This is a genomic window from Aliikangiella sp. G2MR2-5, assembly GCF_015687155.1.
Taxonomy (GTDB): Bacteria; Pseudomonadota; Gammaproteobacteria; order Enterobacterales; family Kangiellaceae; genus Aliikangiella.
This window is the reverse complement of record NZ_JADPQF010000001.1, coordinates 1,338,572-1,354,235: the sequence shown is the minus strand read 5'-3', so window position 1 is coordinate 1,354,235 and position 15,664 is coordinate 1,338,572. Positions and strand designations below refer to the sequence as shown.

Annotated in this window: 12 protein-coding genes; 6 read left to right on the top strand and 6 right to left on the bottom strand. The window is 40.8% G+C overall.

Annotated elements, in window-relative coordinates:
- Position 1 precedes the first annotated feature (1 nt).
- The 3 genes from lpxK to IYN84_RS05510 are packed head-to-tail and all read left to right on the top strand — an operon-like array spanning position 2 to position 1,548.
- Positions 2 to 991: a tetraacyldisaccharide 4'-kinase gene (gene lpxK / locus IYN84_RS05520; RefSeq protein WP_196138154.1), complete on the top strand. Its 990-nt coding sequence runs from the start codon at positions 2 to 4 to the stop codon at positions 989 to 991.
- 11 nt (positions 992 to 1,002) lie between these two features.
- Positions 1,003 to 1,197: a Trm112 family protein gene (locus IYN84_RS05515; RefSeq protein ID WP_196138153.1), complete on the top strand. Its 195-nt coding sequence runs from the start codon at positions 1,003 to 1,005 to the stop codon at positions 1,195 to 1,197.
- A gap of 57 nt (positions 1,198 to 1,254) precedes the next feature.
- Positions 1,255 to 1,548 (top strand): DUF2007 domain-containing protein, encoded by a 294-nt coding sequence (locus IYN84_RS05510; RefSeq protein ID WP_196138152.1) that lies wholly within the window; start codon positions 1,255 to 1,257, stop codon positions 1,546 to 1,548.
- Between the two features lie 15 nt (positions 1,549 to 1,563).
- Here IYN84_RS05510 and kdsB read toward each other — a convergent pair whose 3' ends face one another.
- The 3 genes from kdsB to IYN84_RS05495 form a co-directional block, all read right to left on the bottom strand.
- Positions 1,564 to 2,295 (bottom strand): 3-deoxy-manno-octulosonate cytidylyltransferase, encoded by a 732-nt coding sequence (gene kdsB, locus IYN84_RS05505; protein ID WP_196138151.1) that lies wholly within the window; start codon positions 2,293 to 2,295, stop codon positions 1,564 to 1,566.
- An 87-nt stretch (positions 2,296 to 2,382) separates the two neighbouring features.
- Positions 2,383 to 3,456 carry a 3-deoxy-alpha-D-manno-octulosonate 8-oxidase KdnB gene (gene kdnB, locus IYN84_RS05500; RefSeq protein ID WP_196138150.1) on the bottom strand — a complete coding sequence of 358 codons (1,074 nt, stop codon included), beginning with the start codon at positions 3,454 to 3,456 and terminating at the stop codon, positions 2,383 to 2,385.
- Positions 3,457 to 3,475: 19 nt separating this feature from the next.
- Positions 3,476 to 4,660 carry a DegT/DnrJ/EryC1/StrS aminotransferase family protein gene (locus IYN84_RS05495; protein ID WP_196138149.1) on the bottom strand — a complete coding sequence of 395 codons (1,185 nt, stop codon included), beginning with the start codon at positions 4,658 to 4,660 and terminating at the stop codon, positions 3,476 to 3,478.
- A gap of 278 nt (positions 4,661 to 4,938) precedes the next feature.
- Between IYN84_RS05495 and IYN84_RS05490 the strand changes: the two genes are divergently transcribed.
- The gene (locus IYN84_RS05490; RefSeq protein WP_196138148.1) at positions 4,939 to 5,421 is read left to right on the top strand and encodes a low molecular weight protein-tyrosine-phosphatase; all 483 of its coding nucleotides are present in this window, start codon (positions 4,939 to 4,941) and stop codon (positions 5,419 to 5,421) included.
- Positions 5,422 to 5,498: 77 nt separating this feature from the next.
- Here the strand turns inward: IYN84_RS05490 and rne are convergent, their stop codons facing one another.
- The gene (gene rne, locus IYN84_RS05485) at positions 5,499 to 8,261 is read right to left on the bottom strand and encodes a ribonuclease E (RefSeq protein WP_196138147.1); all 2,763 of its coding nucleotides are present in this window, start codon (positions 8,259 to 8,261) and stop codon (positions 5,499 to 5,501) included.
- Positions 8,262 to 9,221: 960 nt separating this feature from the next.
- On the opposite strand from rne, the gene IYN84_RS05480 reads away from it, so the two are divergent.
- Positions 9,222 to 9,512 carry a DUF1315 family protein gene (locus IYN84_RS05480; RefSeq protein WP_196138146.1) on the top strand — a complete coding sequence of 97 codons (291 nt, stop codon included), beginning with the start codon at positions 9,222 to 9,224 and terminating at the stop codon, positions 9,510 to 9,512.
- Between the two features lie 2 nt (positions 9,513 to 9,514).
- Positions 9,515 to 10,789: an alanine dehydrogenase gene (locus tag IYN84_RS05475; protein ID WP_196138145.1), complete on the top strand. Its 1,275-nt coding sequence runs from the start codon at positions 9,515 to 9,517 to the stop codon at positions 10,787 to 10,789.
- A gap of 45 nt (positions 10,790 to 10,834) precedes the next feature.
- Here the strand turns inward: IYN84_RS05475 and IYN84_RS05470 are convergent, their stop codons facing one another.
- Together IYN84_RS05470 and IYN84_RS05465 are read right to left on the bottom strand one after the other, a co-directional pair.
- Positions 10,835 to 14,056, bottom strand: a complete 3,222-nt coding sequence (locus IYN84_RS05470; RefSeq protein ID WP_371734795.1) for an error-prone DNA polymerase — start codon at positions 14,054 to 14,056, stop codon at positions 10,835 to 10,837.
- Positions 14,026 to 15,654, bottom strand: coding sequence for a DNA polymerase Y family protein (locus IYN84_RS05465; RefSeq protein ID WP_196138144.1), 1,629 nt, complete (start codon positions 15,652 to 15,654; stop codon positions 14,026 to 14,028). Before IYN84_RS05465 ends, IYN84_RS05470 begins: the two co-directional genes overlap by 31 nt.
- Positions 15,655 to 15,664: the final 10 nt, after the last annotated feature.

Here is a 15,664-nt window from a genome sequence, read left to right as displayed (position 1 = left end):
GATGTCAAGTTCAATCGAAAGGTTTTGGTATAGAAAAGACGTTCTACGCTGGTTCTTCTGGCCTTTGAGTTATCTAATATCTTTGTTTGCCAGGCTTAAAAGGTTAATGTTTATCCTCGGCATCACTCGTAACTATAAAAGCCGACTTCCTGTTGTTGTTGTTGGAAATATTTCAGTAGGTGGTACAGGTAAAACACCATTTATCCAGTTTCTTGTTGCTGAACTTGCTAAAAAAAATATAAAGGCTGGTATTGTCAGCCGAGGCTATGGGGCGAAGATAAACAACTTTCCACACCTTGTGGATGAAAGCGATAACGCTAAGATGGTAGGTGATGAAGTATATATGCTTTATAGACAAACTGGTGTTCCAATCGCAATTAGTCCGAAACGTTCAGAAGCAGTTAAGCTAATTGAAACAATTTCTGACTTGGACCTCATAATCAGTGATGATGGGTTGCAACACTATGCAATGGATCGTCAGTATGAATATGCCTTAGTTGATGGACAAAGAGGTTTGGGTAATCGGCTAATGTTACCTTTTGGTCCGCTTCGTGAACCGGTTTCAAGGTTAAAATCAGTTGATCAGGTCATTGTGAATGGTAAAAGTGAGGAAGCTCTATCTGGACTGACAACAAGGAACGTGCAGATAGAGGTCGTTGGTCTGGTCCATATTAAGTCGGGAGAGCAAGTAACTCTGTCCAACCTGTCTGAACACTCAGTTACGGCGGTTGCGGGTATCGGGAATCCAGATCGTTTTTTTAAAACATTGGCGGAGCATAAAACGAGTTTTAACTCGATGGTCTTTGATGATCATCATGATTTTTGTGCAGAAGACTTTGATAAAATAAGCTCCGAGATTGTAGTAATGACTGAAAAGGATTCAGTAAAGTGTCTGCCTTTTGCTAAAGAAAATTGGTATTTTCTCAAAATTCGAATGAAAGGTGGTGAGCAGATAATTCATCAGTTAATTAACCGAATATTAGAACACTAGTAGGGATTAGAATGGATAAAAAACTTGAAGAAATACTTGTTTGTCCAATGTGTAATAGCAAATTAACTCACTTGGTTGAAAAAAAATTATTGATATGTCGGTTCGACAGGGTCGCCTATCCAATTGATGATGGGGTACCGGTATTACTGCCAGAGGAAGGAAAACCGCTAACTGGAGACGAGCTGGATAACTTAATTGAAAGTTAAATTGTTGTGGAACAAGAATTAGACTAATCGTAAGACTCAGAAAGGAGAGCTATTGTAATGGAGTTACTGTATAGAAATGAAAATCGATTGGTCGTCTATAACATAAAGAACCTACTTGAATCAAAAGGAATACCGTCAGAGCTAAGAAATGAGTTTGCGTCGAATGGAGCTGTCGAGGCTCCACAAATTTTCGTAGAATTATGGGTCGATAAAAACCAAATAGAATCTTGCAGAGAAATATTGGAGAGTATTGAAAGTAAGAACCTCAAAGATTGGATATGCTCTCAATGTGGGGAAAGAAATGGCGGAGCTTTTGAGTTATGTTGGAATTGTCAGAACGAAAATGGCTAGTTTTCACTAGCCTGGTTATGCAAGTTTCGACTCGCAAATCTCTATATCTTCCTTAGTGTCCACTTCAGGGGAGTCATATTTTGATATTGCCGTCATAATCTTCATGCCATTCTCTAATGCGCGCAGCTGCTCAAGTTTCTCAAGCGACTCTAAACGGCCTACAGGGAGACTGGAAAAACGTGATACAAAGCGTTTTGTATAGGCATAAATTCCCAAGTGCTTATAAACCGGGTAATCACTGGTGTCTCGGCCATAAGGTATTTTTGCTCGGGAAAAATAAAGTGCATATCCTTTGTCATCAAAAACCATTTTTACATGTTTAGGATCATCAAGTTCTGATTCGTCAGTAATTTCGTAGCCGAGGGTTGCCATTTCAAAATCGCAGTCCGGACGATCGAATAGCTCAACTATTTGTGAAATAGTCTCAGGATTGACTAATGGCTGATCTCCTTGAAGATTAATAATAAGATCATCCTCCACAAGACCTAATTGAGTGCTTGCATCGTCAATTCGATCTGTTCCTGATTCGGCTTCGGCTCCTGTCATTACAACTTGACCACCAAAATCTTCAACAGCTGCCTGAATTCTTTCATCATCAGTAGCTACATAGACATTGTCAATGCCACTCGCTTGTGAAGCTCTCTCATAGACATGCTGGATCATTGGCTTACCTTTGATTAGCGCTAATGGCTTACCAGCAAATCTTTGTGAACCGTATCGTGCAGGAATTAATAGAGTAACGCTCATTTTGAACCTGAATTATTGTAAAACTGAAAATTAAAAAAATTAGTAAAACTCAGGCTGCTAAACCAGCCTGAGTTAAATTGTATTAGCTTAGATACGACGATACAATTCGGTTAGCATTTCGTCAGTTACTTTTTCTTCCCAGCCATCTCCGTAAACATTGTGCCACAGAGGCCCCATGCTCTTGGCAACTTTAACCATTTTTTGAATAGTCTCGTCTGGAAGGTCTTTACAAATATTTTTAGGTAGGGTGACATTGTGCTTTTTCAGCATTTGACGGAACTCTTTAACGCCTTCAGGATAGAATTCATCTAGCACATCAAAAGCAATACAGTTGCCAATACCGTGATGGTATCCCAGAACATATCCCAATCCATAAGAAACTGCATGGCAGGCCCCAACCTGGCTGTAAGCGATACTCATTCCTCCCATGAAAGAAGCCATCATCAATTTGTCATCTTTTTCCGGGTGATCCTCAAGGAAGACCTGACGACAAAGTTCTAAAGACTTTTCTCCGTAAGCTTTAGAAAACTCATTTAAATAGGTGCCCTCAAGCGATTCGATACAATGGATGTAGCAGTCCATTCCAGTGTAAAACCACTGATCTGTAGGAACTGAAGCAATAAGTTCTGGATCCATAATGATTTGATCAAAAACGGTATAGTCAGAGTTGAGCCCTAGCTTTCTTTCCGGTCCACATAATACCGCAGTGCGTGAAGCTTCGGCCCCGGTACCCGATACTGTCGGGATTCCGATATGGTGTACCGCCGGGTTTTGGATAAGATCCCACCCCTGATATTTGGCTGAACCACCAGGGTTGGTCAGCATTAAAGACACCGCTTTAGCGAGATCCATTGCTGAGCCTCCACCAATCCCAACCACACTGACCGGATTATTATTCGAGTGAGCTTTAACTTGATTGGTTAACTCATCGACCTGCTTAGTGGTAGGCTCTTCTTCATCAACATAGACCCAGAGAGTCAGGTCCTGCTCTTTTTTTGGAATTCTATTTTCAAGTTCTTTACCTTGGTGAACTTTGTCGACAACATAAACGACAAAATCATTTTCTGATTTTCTTTCCTCTGCCAGTACTTCATCTAGTTGAGAAAAAGAACCTCGACCGAAGATTAGCTTGGGTACGACTTTAAAGTTTTTGAATGACATAAAAGTTACTCCTCGGCTTTTAGGCGAAAGCCCGTTTAATATTTTCAATTCGCTGTTGAATTTCTTCTTCTGTCCAGGAAAGTTTAATCAGCATAGAAATAGTTCGACTCATAATATCATCCGATTTTGGGGTATTGACCTGAGTATAGTCCGGTCTGTCCTCAATCAAATGGATTGGCAGTCGAGCAGGGGAGCGCAAGTTTTGAATATGGTCCCAGTTTTTCAAATAGTGCCAGTTGTTAACATACCAGTAGAAACATCCATCCACACCTTCTTTCGCAAGACATTTATTGATTTCGATGGTCTTCTCTTCAGTAGGCAACATGAATGTTAAAAAGCCAGCTGAATCACCTTCTGGATCAGGGATCTCTCTAAAGGTGACTCCTTCAATTTCGCTCATAGCAGCTTTGATTAGACTTTTATTTTTGCGTTGTGTCGCAATAATATCATCAAGTTTACGTAGTTGAGCCAAACCAAGAGCGGCGTTTAATTCTGAAATTCTAAAATTCAATCCCATTATCGGGTGGCTTTCTGCTCCACGATCATTTCCTTCGTGGTCGTGTCCGTGGTCGGTGAACTTGTGAGAGTGCTGATAGATGGTGTCATCGTTGGTTATCACCGCGCCACCCTCACCACAGGTAATCGTTTTTACCGAGTCAAACGAGAAGCATCCGACATGACCGATACTTCCAAGAGCCTGGCCTTTATATGAGCCACCAACGGCCTGGCAAGCATCCTCTAACAGCACAAGGTTGTGTTTATCGCATATCGCTTTAATCTCGTCCAGTTTAGCCATAGAGCCACACATGTGAACCAGGTTTACTGCTTTTGTTTTAGGTGTTATAGCGGCTTCGATTCCTTCTGGTGAAAGACACAGAGTTTCATCAATTTCTGCAAATACAGGCACTGCACCAGCCATTATGATTGCTTCAACAGACGCGACAAAGGTAAAAGGAGGAACTATCACTTCATCACCAGCGCCAATTCCGGCTGCTGCCAGTGCAGTTTGGAGAGCCGCAGTACCGCTGGATAACAGATGCGCATATTTTACACCCATTTTTTCACATAACATGGCTTCCATTTCTTTTGCTTTCCAGCGGCCATTTCTTACAGGATCAAAGTTGTATCGAAAAATAAAACCATTTTCCATTACATCGGCGATTTCCTGTTTTTCTTCCGGCCCAAAAATTTCAAAACCTGGCATTTATGCTCTCCTTAAGGCGAATATTCTGCATTTCACGGGTTCAGTCGGTAACTTGCTTTATTCATTACCAAGCAACGTTAAATTGGCCGAATTATACCGTTTCTTCATTGGTATCGCTAAGGTTTCTTGAATAGTTTGCGTGTTTTCATAAGCTTAGCGATAGGAGGCGATTATAAAGGTCTGGTCATTGAGAAATTGTTTTACAATTGCTCAATCGAATATAATTGCAGGCCAAGGCTCTTTGATTATTGAATATAGGCTAATTCCAGGGATTTAACATGGCGAATTCAGTTCTTTTTGTTTGCATGGGTAATATTTGTCGATCACCTACTGCTGAGGGGGTTTTCAGACAAATGTTTGAAAATTCGGATATCGAACGCTCAATTCTGATCGATTCTGCCGGAACTATAGGTTACCACGCGGGAGAGCATGCAGATCGACGGGCCATTGCAGCTGCTAAACGACGAGGTTACGATTTGAGTGCGATTATTTCAAGGCAGGTTGAAAGCTGTGACTTCGAAAAATTTGATTTAATAGTTGCTATGGATTCGGAAAATTTTACCAATTTAAAAACTCAAGCTGAGCGTTCGGGACATGGAAAGAAAGTAGACAAGATCAAAATGTTTTTGGAGTATTCGACTCAGACAGAATATGATGAAGTTCCCGATCCCTATTATGGTGGAAGCAGCGGTTTTGACTTGGTGATTGACTTGATAGAAGATGCGAGCGAAGGGTTAATTGAGCATTTGAAGAATGTATAAAAGTCTTAGAAAAAGTTTATAAAAAAGCCTCCATACGGAGGCTTTTTTATAGGCATTAATTACCTGTCAGAGATAGACTATTCAACAAAAGACGGCTTTGTCATTGGTGCGTAACTAGAGTCTTTGTGATTTCGTGCCATATCTGTCGTTACTTTTTCATCAGAATTAAAAGTTGGGTAATTAATACTGATTTTTAAAGGTTCAATCGCTTCCGCCGGCTCAGGTTTTGTCATTGGAGCAAAAGATTTTCTCATTTCTACAACTACCGCTGCTTCCTGCTTAACAGGCTCTTCTTCACTAGCACAAGAGCTGTCTTTAGACTCAGTGAAAGCTTGGTCATTAGCTTCAAGCTGAACAACTTTTTCGTTTTGAACTGTTAGTTCCTGTGAAGCAGGGCTTTCAGGTTCCTTCGATATTATTACATCTTTCTCTTGAGCTTGTTCTACGACCCCATCTGATTCTTGCTTCACAGCTTCAGGTGACTGGTTAGCGACTAATGAGTCATTTGACCCAGAGCTACTCTGTTCACTTTTTACCGCTACAGTTTCATCAACTGGTGAGTCAATTTGTTTAGTCGCTTCTTTTGGAGACGTATTTTCAGTCGTCGCCGCCGGTTCACTGGAAACAGGCTTTACTATTTGATTAGTAATCTCTGTATCAGAGGCTATCTCAGTCTTTACAGCTTCAACTGACTCTGTTTTTTTATTGGACTTTCTCTCTTGTTGAGTCGTTCTTTCCGGACGATTTCCAGAAGTTGTTCTTTTTTCAGCTCGCTGTTTGTTCTTTTGGCGGGCTTCAGCTTGCACTTTCTGACGTTCTTCGCGAGATTGGCGCGGAGAGCGTTCAGCTTGAGTTTCTGCTGCCTGGTTACCTTTGTTTCGGTTATCTTTGGCGCGATTGTCGTTGCGTCTATCCTGGTTACTTCCACGTCGACGGTTCTGTCTTTGACCATCCGCTTTGTTTTTGTTGCCTTGTTGATCTTTATTTTGATCTCTATTTTGCTCCTGTTTCCCATCTTGCTTTTGGACATTAGAGCGGTTGGACTGTTCATCTTTACGCTTGCTTGGACGTCCACGTCTGTTTTGATTTCTCTGACGTTTATCGTAGCGGTTGCCCTTGCGACCCTTAGCGTGACGCTTACTCTTGTTATTCTTTGATTTTTCTTCTTTTCCAAATAGCGCCTGCCATAACTTTGCAAAGAAACCTGGCTCCTTAGTTTCTTTCTTCACGTGCACCGGTGCAGACGGCGCAACAATTGAGGTTACTGCGGCTTGCTCTGTTTGCAAAGGTGTCTGTGGATCGCTAGCGGGCGTAATAATTTCAAGTTGAGGCTGCACAGGGATTTCATGTGTCGCCTTTTCGAGTTTTTCACTACCGCGCATGCGCACAATTTCATAATTCGGTGTTTCCATGTACGGATTAGGAATTATAAAAATCTGAACTTTTTGTCTTCTTTCAATCGCATGGATTATTTTGCGCTTTTCGTTTAGTAAGAATGTCGCAACTTCAACCGGGAGCTGGGCCTGAACTGATGTTGTAGAATCTTTTGTGGCTTCTTCTTCAAGTAGACGTAAAATTGAAAGTGACAGTGACTCTACTCCACGAACCACACCGGTTCCCGTACAGCGTGGACATACATGATGTGCAGATTCGCCTAAAGAAGGTTTAAGTCTTTGCCGTGACATTTCGAGCAGTCCAAAGCGAGAGATTTTGCCAACTTGTACTCTTGCTCTGTCTCGAGTTAAAGCTTCTTTTAATACAGACTCGACTTCACGCTGGTTTTTGACCGGAGACATGTCGATGAAGTCGATAACTATGAGACCTCCCATATCCCTTAAGCGCAGCTGGCGGGCAATTTCCTGGGCAGCTTCTTTATTAGTTTGTAGTGCAGTTTCTTCAATATCCGCACCCTTGGTCGCTCTAGAGGAGTTGATATCAATCGATACTAATGCCTCAGTCGGATCAATAACTATCGAACCACCTGAAGGTAGTCGGACTTCTCGTTGATAGGCTGTCTCAATTTGTGACTCTATCTGATAGCGATTAAACAATGGAATTTCACGATCTTCATTGAGTTTAACTCGATTGACAAAAGTCGGACGAATAAACTCAATTTGACGTTTTACTTTTTCAAATACTTCTTTTTTGTCGACGATAATTTCGCCGATATCAGAACGCAAATAGTCGCGTAAAGAGCGGATAATGACATCACTTTCCTGATGAATAAGGAATGGAGCAGGGCGTTCTTCGGCCGCTTTTTTGATTGCAGTCCAAAGATTCTGCAAAACGGTCATATCCCATTCTAGTTCCTCTGCATTTCGGCCAACGCCAGCAGTTCTAACAATGCACCCCATGCCTCGAGGAGTGCTAATGTTACGCATGGCTGCTCGTAGCTCTTCTCTTTCTTCGCCTTCAATACGACGAGAAATACCACCTGCACGAGGATTATTTGGCATCAATACAAGGTAGCAACCGGCCAGGCTAATAAATGTGGTTAACGCTGCGCCTTTATTGCCTCGCTCTTCTTTGTCAATCTGAACAATAACTTCCTGACCTTCCTGAATAGCGTCCTTAATGTTAGGACGTCCTTTAAAATTCTTTTCCGCAAAGTATTCGCGAGAAATTTCTTTTAAAGGAAGAAAACCATGGCGTTCAGCACCATAGTCAACAAATGCGGCTTCCAGGCTGGGTTCTACTCGAGTGACCTTACCTTTATAAATATTGGCCTTTTTTTGCTCTCGACCGATGAGCTCGATATCCAGGTCAAACAATCGCTGACCATCAACTAATGCAACGCGAACTTCTTCAGGTTGAGTCGCATTGATTAACATACGCTTCATATTTTTTATCTCTCGTTATTATGAGGCGAAGGCTTGAGCAGAGGGGAATTTTGGCCGGCTTTTGACCGTTTTGACTGAATGGTATTTTCTAACAAGCTAGATTGTTTAAAGTCTATATTGGCAAAATGCGAGCCAAGATAGAGTGTTGATAACTTTTTTCTTTAGTTATCAAACAGTTAGTTCGGTCTCGTCTTGTACTTCACCTGGGGCGCTTGAGCCTGGAGGTTTGCTTTGAAATGTCTAAAAGCCTGACGGCCGTACTTTTTCTTATAATCTATCGCTACAAAATCTGTAGCCCATTGTCTTATTTCAATACATTCAGGTCATATGACCTTCAAAAATTCTTTTCTGTTGCTTGGCGTTCGCCTAATCTCTTTCTTGCTAAACAGGGCTAATTTGTGCCCTTTAATCTTTCATTATTTACGCCAGTAGTTATTATCCAGTGTAAACAATGCTAAAAATCTTTTAACTTACAATGACAAACTAACCAGGGTTATTTGCCTATAAACTATGGGTAAACTCGGATTAATATGGGTCTTATCGGTACATTTTAGAATACAACCTTTCGGCCGAATTATTCTAAAGGAGGTCGATTTAACTCATTTTCTGAAATAAGTACCTAAAATGGTCTATTCAGCTATGGTTTACCAGTGGCTGAACTATAGCAATTATTATTTAAAGCATCAATTTTTAAGCGTGTTTTCTTTGTAAAAACCGTCATTTAGCGACAAGTTGAATAGAATTTAATCGAATTTCATTCGTTTTGTCGCAATTGCAGTCTTTTAGCGGGGTAAATATTGAACAAATGCTTCAGGTCAATTGCTTGAAATAGGCAGATTACCTATAATTCCGGCGCTTGTGGCGAGTCTTGTATTGAAGACAGGTTTCAAAAGAATTCGCCAGTTAGTACGATATCCCCTTTAGCAGCGACATTCAGGTCGTAAAACTGGAGAACCCCAAGTGAATTATCAACAAACTGTATCCAACCTGACACCGGAAATGATTAGCAAATTAAAAACAGCGATCGAGCTCGGTAAGTGGGAGAGCGGTGAAAAGTTGACATCAGAACAGGTCGAGTCAGCTATGCAGGCGGTGATGCTTTGGGAAGCTAAAAATAGAGGCAACCAGGATAATGAGCCATTTGTTGTAGGAAGTAAAGGGGAGTTGTTCACAGGAAAGGGCGAGAGTCACAAGGTGGCATCTTCTCCCAAAGTCGATGATGCAAGTGTCATCGCAAAAAATAAGGTCTAGGTATGTTAAACACTGTCATTAGGAAAGAGCATAAGAATGATTGGGAAAAACGCACCGCGTTGACTCCATCGGATGCTGCTGAACTGGTCGAAAAAGGTTTCCCGGTCAGCGTTGAGCCAAGCACTATTCGTATTCATAAAGATAATGAGTATGAATCAGCAGGTGTATCATTGTCGGGATGTCCCGAAAAAGCAGAGTTTGTTATTGGAATTAAAGAACCTCCGGTTTCTTCTATCCGCGCCGGTCAGGTTCATTTGGCATTTTCCCATACAATTAAAGGACAAGATTATAATATGGGATTACTGCAAAAGTTTATCGACCAAAAGGCAACGCTGATCGATTATGAACCAATTGTCGACGATAGCGGCAAGCGTACTATTGCTTTTGGTCGGTTTGCAGGTATAGCAGGAGCAATTGATAGTTTTTTTATCGCTGGCAAAAAATATGCTGCTAGAAATGAAGAAAGTTGTCTGAGAGCAGTTAAGCAGACATGGGAATATGGCTGCATTGAAAAAGTTAAGGAACATTTTGCTGCTATCGATGTTGATGCCGGTGTTCCCGTTCAGGTTTTAATTGTCGGTACTGGTAATGTCGGTAAGGGTAGTGAAGAGGTTTGTCAATGGTTAGGGTTACCAAGAGTTGACATTCAACAGCTACTGGATGGCGATGCTCCTGAAGGAAGCTGGTATGCGGTTGCAAGTAGTCGACATATTAATGCTCATATTGAAGGCGAAGCTTTCGATATGGATGATTTCGTAAAATACGGAGTTGAGAAGTATAAAAGTACTTTTGATCAATTATTGGGCAAGTTTTCAATTTTGCTACAGACTCCTTATTGGACTGAAAAATATCCAAAGCACCTGGATCAGGCAAGAATGGAAGCTAATAAAGAAAGACTTCCACTGGTTGTTGGCGATATTAGCTGTGATATTAATGGCTCGTTGGAATGTACGACCAAAGCTTCAGATATCGATACTCCAGCTTTTACTTATGATATCGACTCAAAAACTTCAACTGATGGTGTTATCGCTGACGGTATTACGGTGATGTCGATTGATAACTTACCGTGTGAGTTATCACTGGATGCGTCCAGACATTTCTCTGCTATTTTGAAAGGCTATATGGAGAATATGATGTCAATGGACCTTTCAAAATCATTTGAAGAGTGTGGTTTGATCCCCGAGCTTGCCCGTGCGGTTATTGTTTATAATGGTCAATTGACACCCGCGTATCATTACTTGCAGTCATTTTTGGACGAGTACAATTCATCTAAATAGTTGACTTTCTGGTTAGGCAGAAGAGGTGGTGATTGCCGCCTCTTTTTAATGAAAATCTCGAGAGTGTCTTCTAAAGTCTGGTAGCTTATCACTAATATCTTTGATGAAACCGGCTATTACATGAACGACTTTTCTTTCTCTTTCGATAAGACCTTTAACCATTAAAAGTTTACTGGTTAAAATTTCTTTTTTAAATTTATCCAAAGTATTTTTCCACACAATAATATTCATATTGCCTGTTTCGTCTTCGAGTGTCAGGAATAAAACTCCGGCAGCTGTTCCGGGGCGTTGTCGACCAGTGACTACTCCAACAACTTTAACAAACTGACCCTGGCGCATTGTTTTTAGGTCGCAGGCTTTCTTGCACTTTTCAATCCATTGATTTTCTCGCATTATAGCTATAGGGTGTTTTTTTAATGTTAGTCCGATCGATTTGTAATCGGTGATCATATCTTCAACAACCGTTGGAGAAGCCAATGATAGCTCTGTCTTTGAAATTTTTCTCTGGCTGGTGTCCAGTGGATATAAAAGTGGCTTTTCTGCTTCGATTGCCAAAGACTGCCATTGTGCCTGATAACGATTTTTTGCCAAGCCTGGTAGGGCATTTGCCTGAACTAAAGCACTTTTCTCTGTAGCATTAAGTTTTGCTCGGTATACCAGGTCTTTTATATTTTTAAAATAGCTTATTTCTCTTTGTTCGATAATTCTTTCGGCCGCATTTTTGTTAAAACTTTTTACCAGATGAAAACCGAGTCGAATTTTTTGTGGTGCTTTCTTTGAACCTTGCTTTTCTACAACAATATGAGACTCCCACAAGCTAAATTCAATATCGATAGGTAATATTTTAAGGCGATGCCTGATTGCGTCCTGAACCAGTTGAGAAGGAGAGTAGAATCCCATAGGTTGACTATTAAGTAAAGCACAATAAAAGGCCGCACTATGATGACGTTTTAACCATGCTGAAAAATAGGCGAGTATGGCAAAACTGGCTGAGTGAGATTCGGGAAAGCCATAACTGCCAAAGCCTTTCATTTGTTCGAAAACTCTTTCTGCATAATCCTGGCTATAGCCTCGTTTTAACATTCCATTGATGAGTTTTTCTCTGAATTGAAAAAGGTCGCCATTGCGTCCCCAGGTTGCCATTGCCCGACGCAGTTGATCTGCCTGGCCACCGCTAAAACCTGCAGCAACCATGGCGAGTTTGATGACCTGCTCCTGAAAAATAGGAACTCCCAGGGTTCGCTTCAAAACCTGACGAATTTCTTCATTGGGATAAGTCTCTTCAATTTCTCCATTTCGCCTTTTTAAAAATGGATGCACCATATTTCCTTGAATAGGACCTGGGCGAACTATGGCTATTTGAATAACCAGATCATAAAAACAACGAGGCTTTAATCGGGGAAGCATGCTCATTTGGGCGCGAGACTCTATCTGAAAAACACCAACCGTATCGCCATTGCATAACATATCGTAGGTTAGTGGATCTTCTTTTGGTATATCGGCCAGAACTTTGATGGGGGAATAGGTTTGAGTCATTTCCAGACATTTACGAATCATGGTCAACATGCCCAGTCCCAATACATCCACTTTGAGTAATCCTAAAGTTTCAATATCATACTTATCCCACTGAATCACTGTACGTTCGGCCATTGTTGCGTTTTCAACAGGAACTAGTGTAGACATCGCTCTACGAGTAATGATAAAGCCACCCACGTGTTGAGAAAGGTGTCTGGGAAAGTGCAGGATTTCCATAACAAGCTGATAAAAGTTCTGAGTCAAGTTAGCAGACAGAGACAAATTCATTTCTTTCAGGTAAGAATGCAAAGAGTCTGGCTTGTCCCACCAGGCTAGAGACTGACTAAGGTGTTCAAGCGTGGTCTGGTCAAAGTCCAGCGCTTTACCAACATCACGTATAGCGCTCTTTAAGCGGTAGGTAATTACGGTTGCGGTAAGTGCTGCTCTTTCTCGGGAGTATTTTTTGTAGATATATTGAATTACTTCTTCTCTGCGTTGGTGTTCAAAGTCAACATCAATATCTGGTGGTTCATCTCTTTCTTCAGAGATAAATCGTTCAAATAGAAGTTCGCTGTGACTCGGGTCTACCTCTGTGATAAACAGACAATAACAAACCGCAGAATTAGCGGCAGAGCCTCTTCCTTGACAAAGAATTTTCTGTTTACGGGCAAACTGGACTATGTCATAAACGGTTAAAAAGTAGTGTTCATATTTAAGCTGTTTTATTAGTGACAGTTCATGGTTAAGCTGCTTTTTCATTTTCTCCGGAATTCCATCAGGCCAGCGTATTTTTGCTCCGTTAAAACTGAGTTGATGTAAATATCGGGATGGAGACAGACCTGGAGGCAATATTTCATCCGGGTATTCGTATCTAAGTTCATCGAGTGAAAAGTGACAGCGAGAAGCAATGCTCTCTGTTTCAGCCAGCAGCTTGTCAGGATAAAGTTGTTTGAGTCGGTTTAAGCTCCTTAATCTTTGCTCGGCATTGGCGCAAAGCTGAGAGCCAAGAGTTTGAAGCGCTTTATTTTGCTTTATTGCAGTTAGGCAATGTTGCAGCTTTAGACGTTTAGCGGAATGCATCAGAACCTGATTTTGTGCTACCAGAGGAATTTGCAAATGCTGAGTCAGTTCAAGTGTTTGTAAATATAATTGATAATCAAAAGAGCATAATAACCTGGGATAACCTATCCATAGACGATCAGAAAATATTGATTTTAAGGCTTTAAGCTGAGTAAAAGCCGATTGAAATTTGATAGGAGGCTGATTGCTATAAGTTGTACTTTTTTTGCTTGTCCCTGGTAGCCATATGCAGAGACAGCGCTTGATAAGCCGGATTAGATCTTTAAGTAGAATTTGATAGTTGCCTTTTTCTGCACGACGTCGACCAAGAGTAATTAGAGAAGAAAGTTCCGCATAACTTTCGCGGCATGGACAGAGTAGAATGATCTCCAGGTCTTTTTCTGCATGAAAATCAATTCTTAAGCGGGAGCCAATAAGTAGTTTGAAAGGCGGTGATGGCCGGTTTTCTTTATTATATCTTTTAGCAACTGCATGAGCACGAACAATACCGGCAAAGCTACATTCGTCGGTAATTGCGATTCCGGCATAACCTAATTCGATTGCACGTTCTACCAGCTCTTCGGGATGGGAAGCTCCGGTCAAAAAGGTAAAATTAGTTGTCGTATTTAATTCGTAGAAAAGCATCGTTGAGTGGATACCTGTTACCCGTAGATACCATGCAAAAACCAGCACTGTTTTAACTGATCAAAGAATACCCAGTAAATTGTGCCGTCTTCATGTTCCGCAAGGTAATAGTCTCTTGCGATTTCTTTTTTCCACCAGTACTGGGTAACTTTTTCCTGTGCAGATATGATCTTCATTTTCCCCTGATATAAAAGACTGGTCTGGTTAAAATTAATTGGTTTGGGTTTTTCTAGTAGCCAGGCTGGTCTTGATGGTATGGTTTGATGAGAAAAATCAATCGCTGTTGAACCACCATAATTAAAATTTGGTGATTGAGGATAAGTGTATGTTGCTTTATTAGTCTCCGTACTTTCATTAAAATGTTGTGCTGTCTCAGTAACAACTTGAGTAGCTAACTCGGGAACATGTTCATTATGTACTGATATTTGATAGCAGCTACTAGCACCGAGTTTAGCTTTTATTTTGCTAATAAAGTGAGCGTCCTGTTTAAAATCTCCATATTCATCAAACAGATTTTTATTGTCAGTATTTAAGCTGTAGAGCTGGTTCACTGATAACGCGATAGCTTCAATTGGTGCATGTAAACTGTAACGTTCGAGATTGAGCATTGTTAATTCAAGATAAATATTTTCATCAATATTGCTTTCGGATAATAAAACATCAAAGCCAATAATGTTTTTTTCTGAGTCATATAACTCCCAATATAAACACTGACATTGCTTTTGTTTTAATCTTAGAAAGTAAGCCAGGTCTTTAGTCAACCGCTTTATAGGATAAGAGAGAGCTGCCCTTTGATGAATCACATCAATAAATTCAATTTTCTGATGAAAGCTTTCAGGTGGAGTAAATAATTTTATTGGTGCTTTTAGAGTGTCAAAAAGCTGCATAAGGTAATTACACAGAGGGCGACCAAAGCGTTTTGTTAAAGTGGCTTGAGGTATGCGGTACAGATCATTAATGCTGCGAAATCCGACAGAAGACAGCTTTTCTATTGTTGCAGGATCCACTTCCATCAGTCCAATAGGTTGTTCACATATCAGTTGGAGCAAGGCTTTTTGAGCTGGCTCATCACAGATGTGTTGAACGCCACGACTTAGGCAGTTGAGAGATTTTTCGAGAGGTACCTGTGATAATAATCTGGCGCTTTTTTCATTGTAACCAATACCGAATTGATATTTTGTCTTTTCATTATCCAGCTGTTTACCTATTTCAGAGAGAAGGTTGTCAACTCCCTGGTAAAGTTTAAGGCTGCGACCAATTTCTAGCGTCAGTAAATGATCCTGAATAGATTCATTTTTTCCTGTTACAGGGTAGTTAATGCTTAACGTTGATGAAAATTGATAAACTAAGACTGCCAGATTTCTCAGGCGCTGCTTTTCCTGAGCAATTGATCTTTCACAGCTTTTAAGTTTTTGACAAAGTGCAAGTGCATTACTCAAACTGTGACCAGAGCGAATACCGCATTCATAGGCCGACTGGTTAAGACAATAAATTACACTGTTCTCAATAACAACCTGTGGAGAGTCTTGTGGAGCCTTCTGCAGGGCGTAATCATTTTCTGTATGTTGTTTTACTTCCTGAGTTATCTGCTCCGATGTATACAATGTTTCCAGAGGTAATAAGGGAAAACGAACTGTTAACCACATAGTGAGCTGC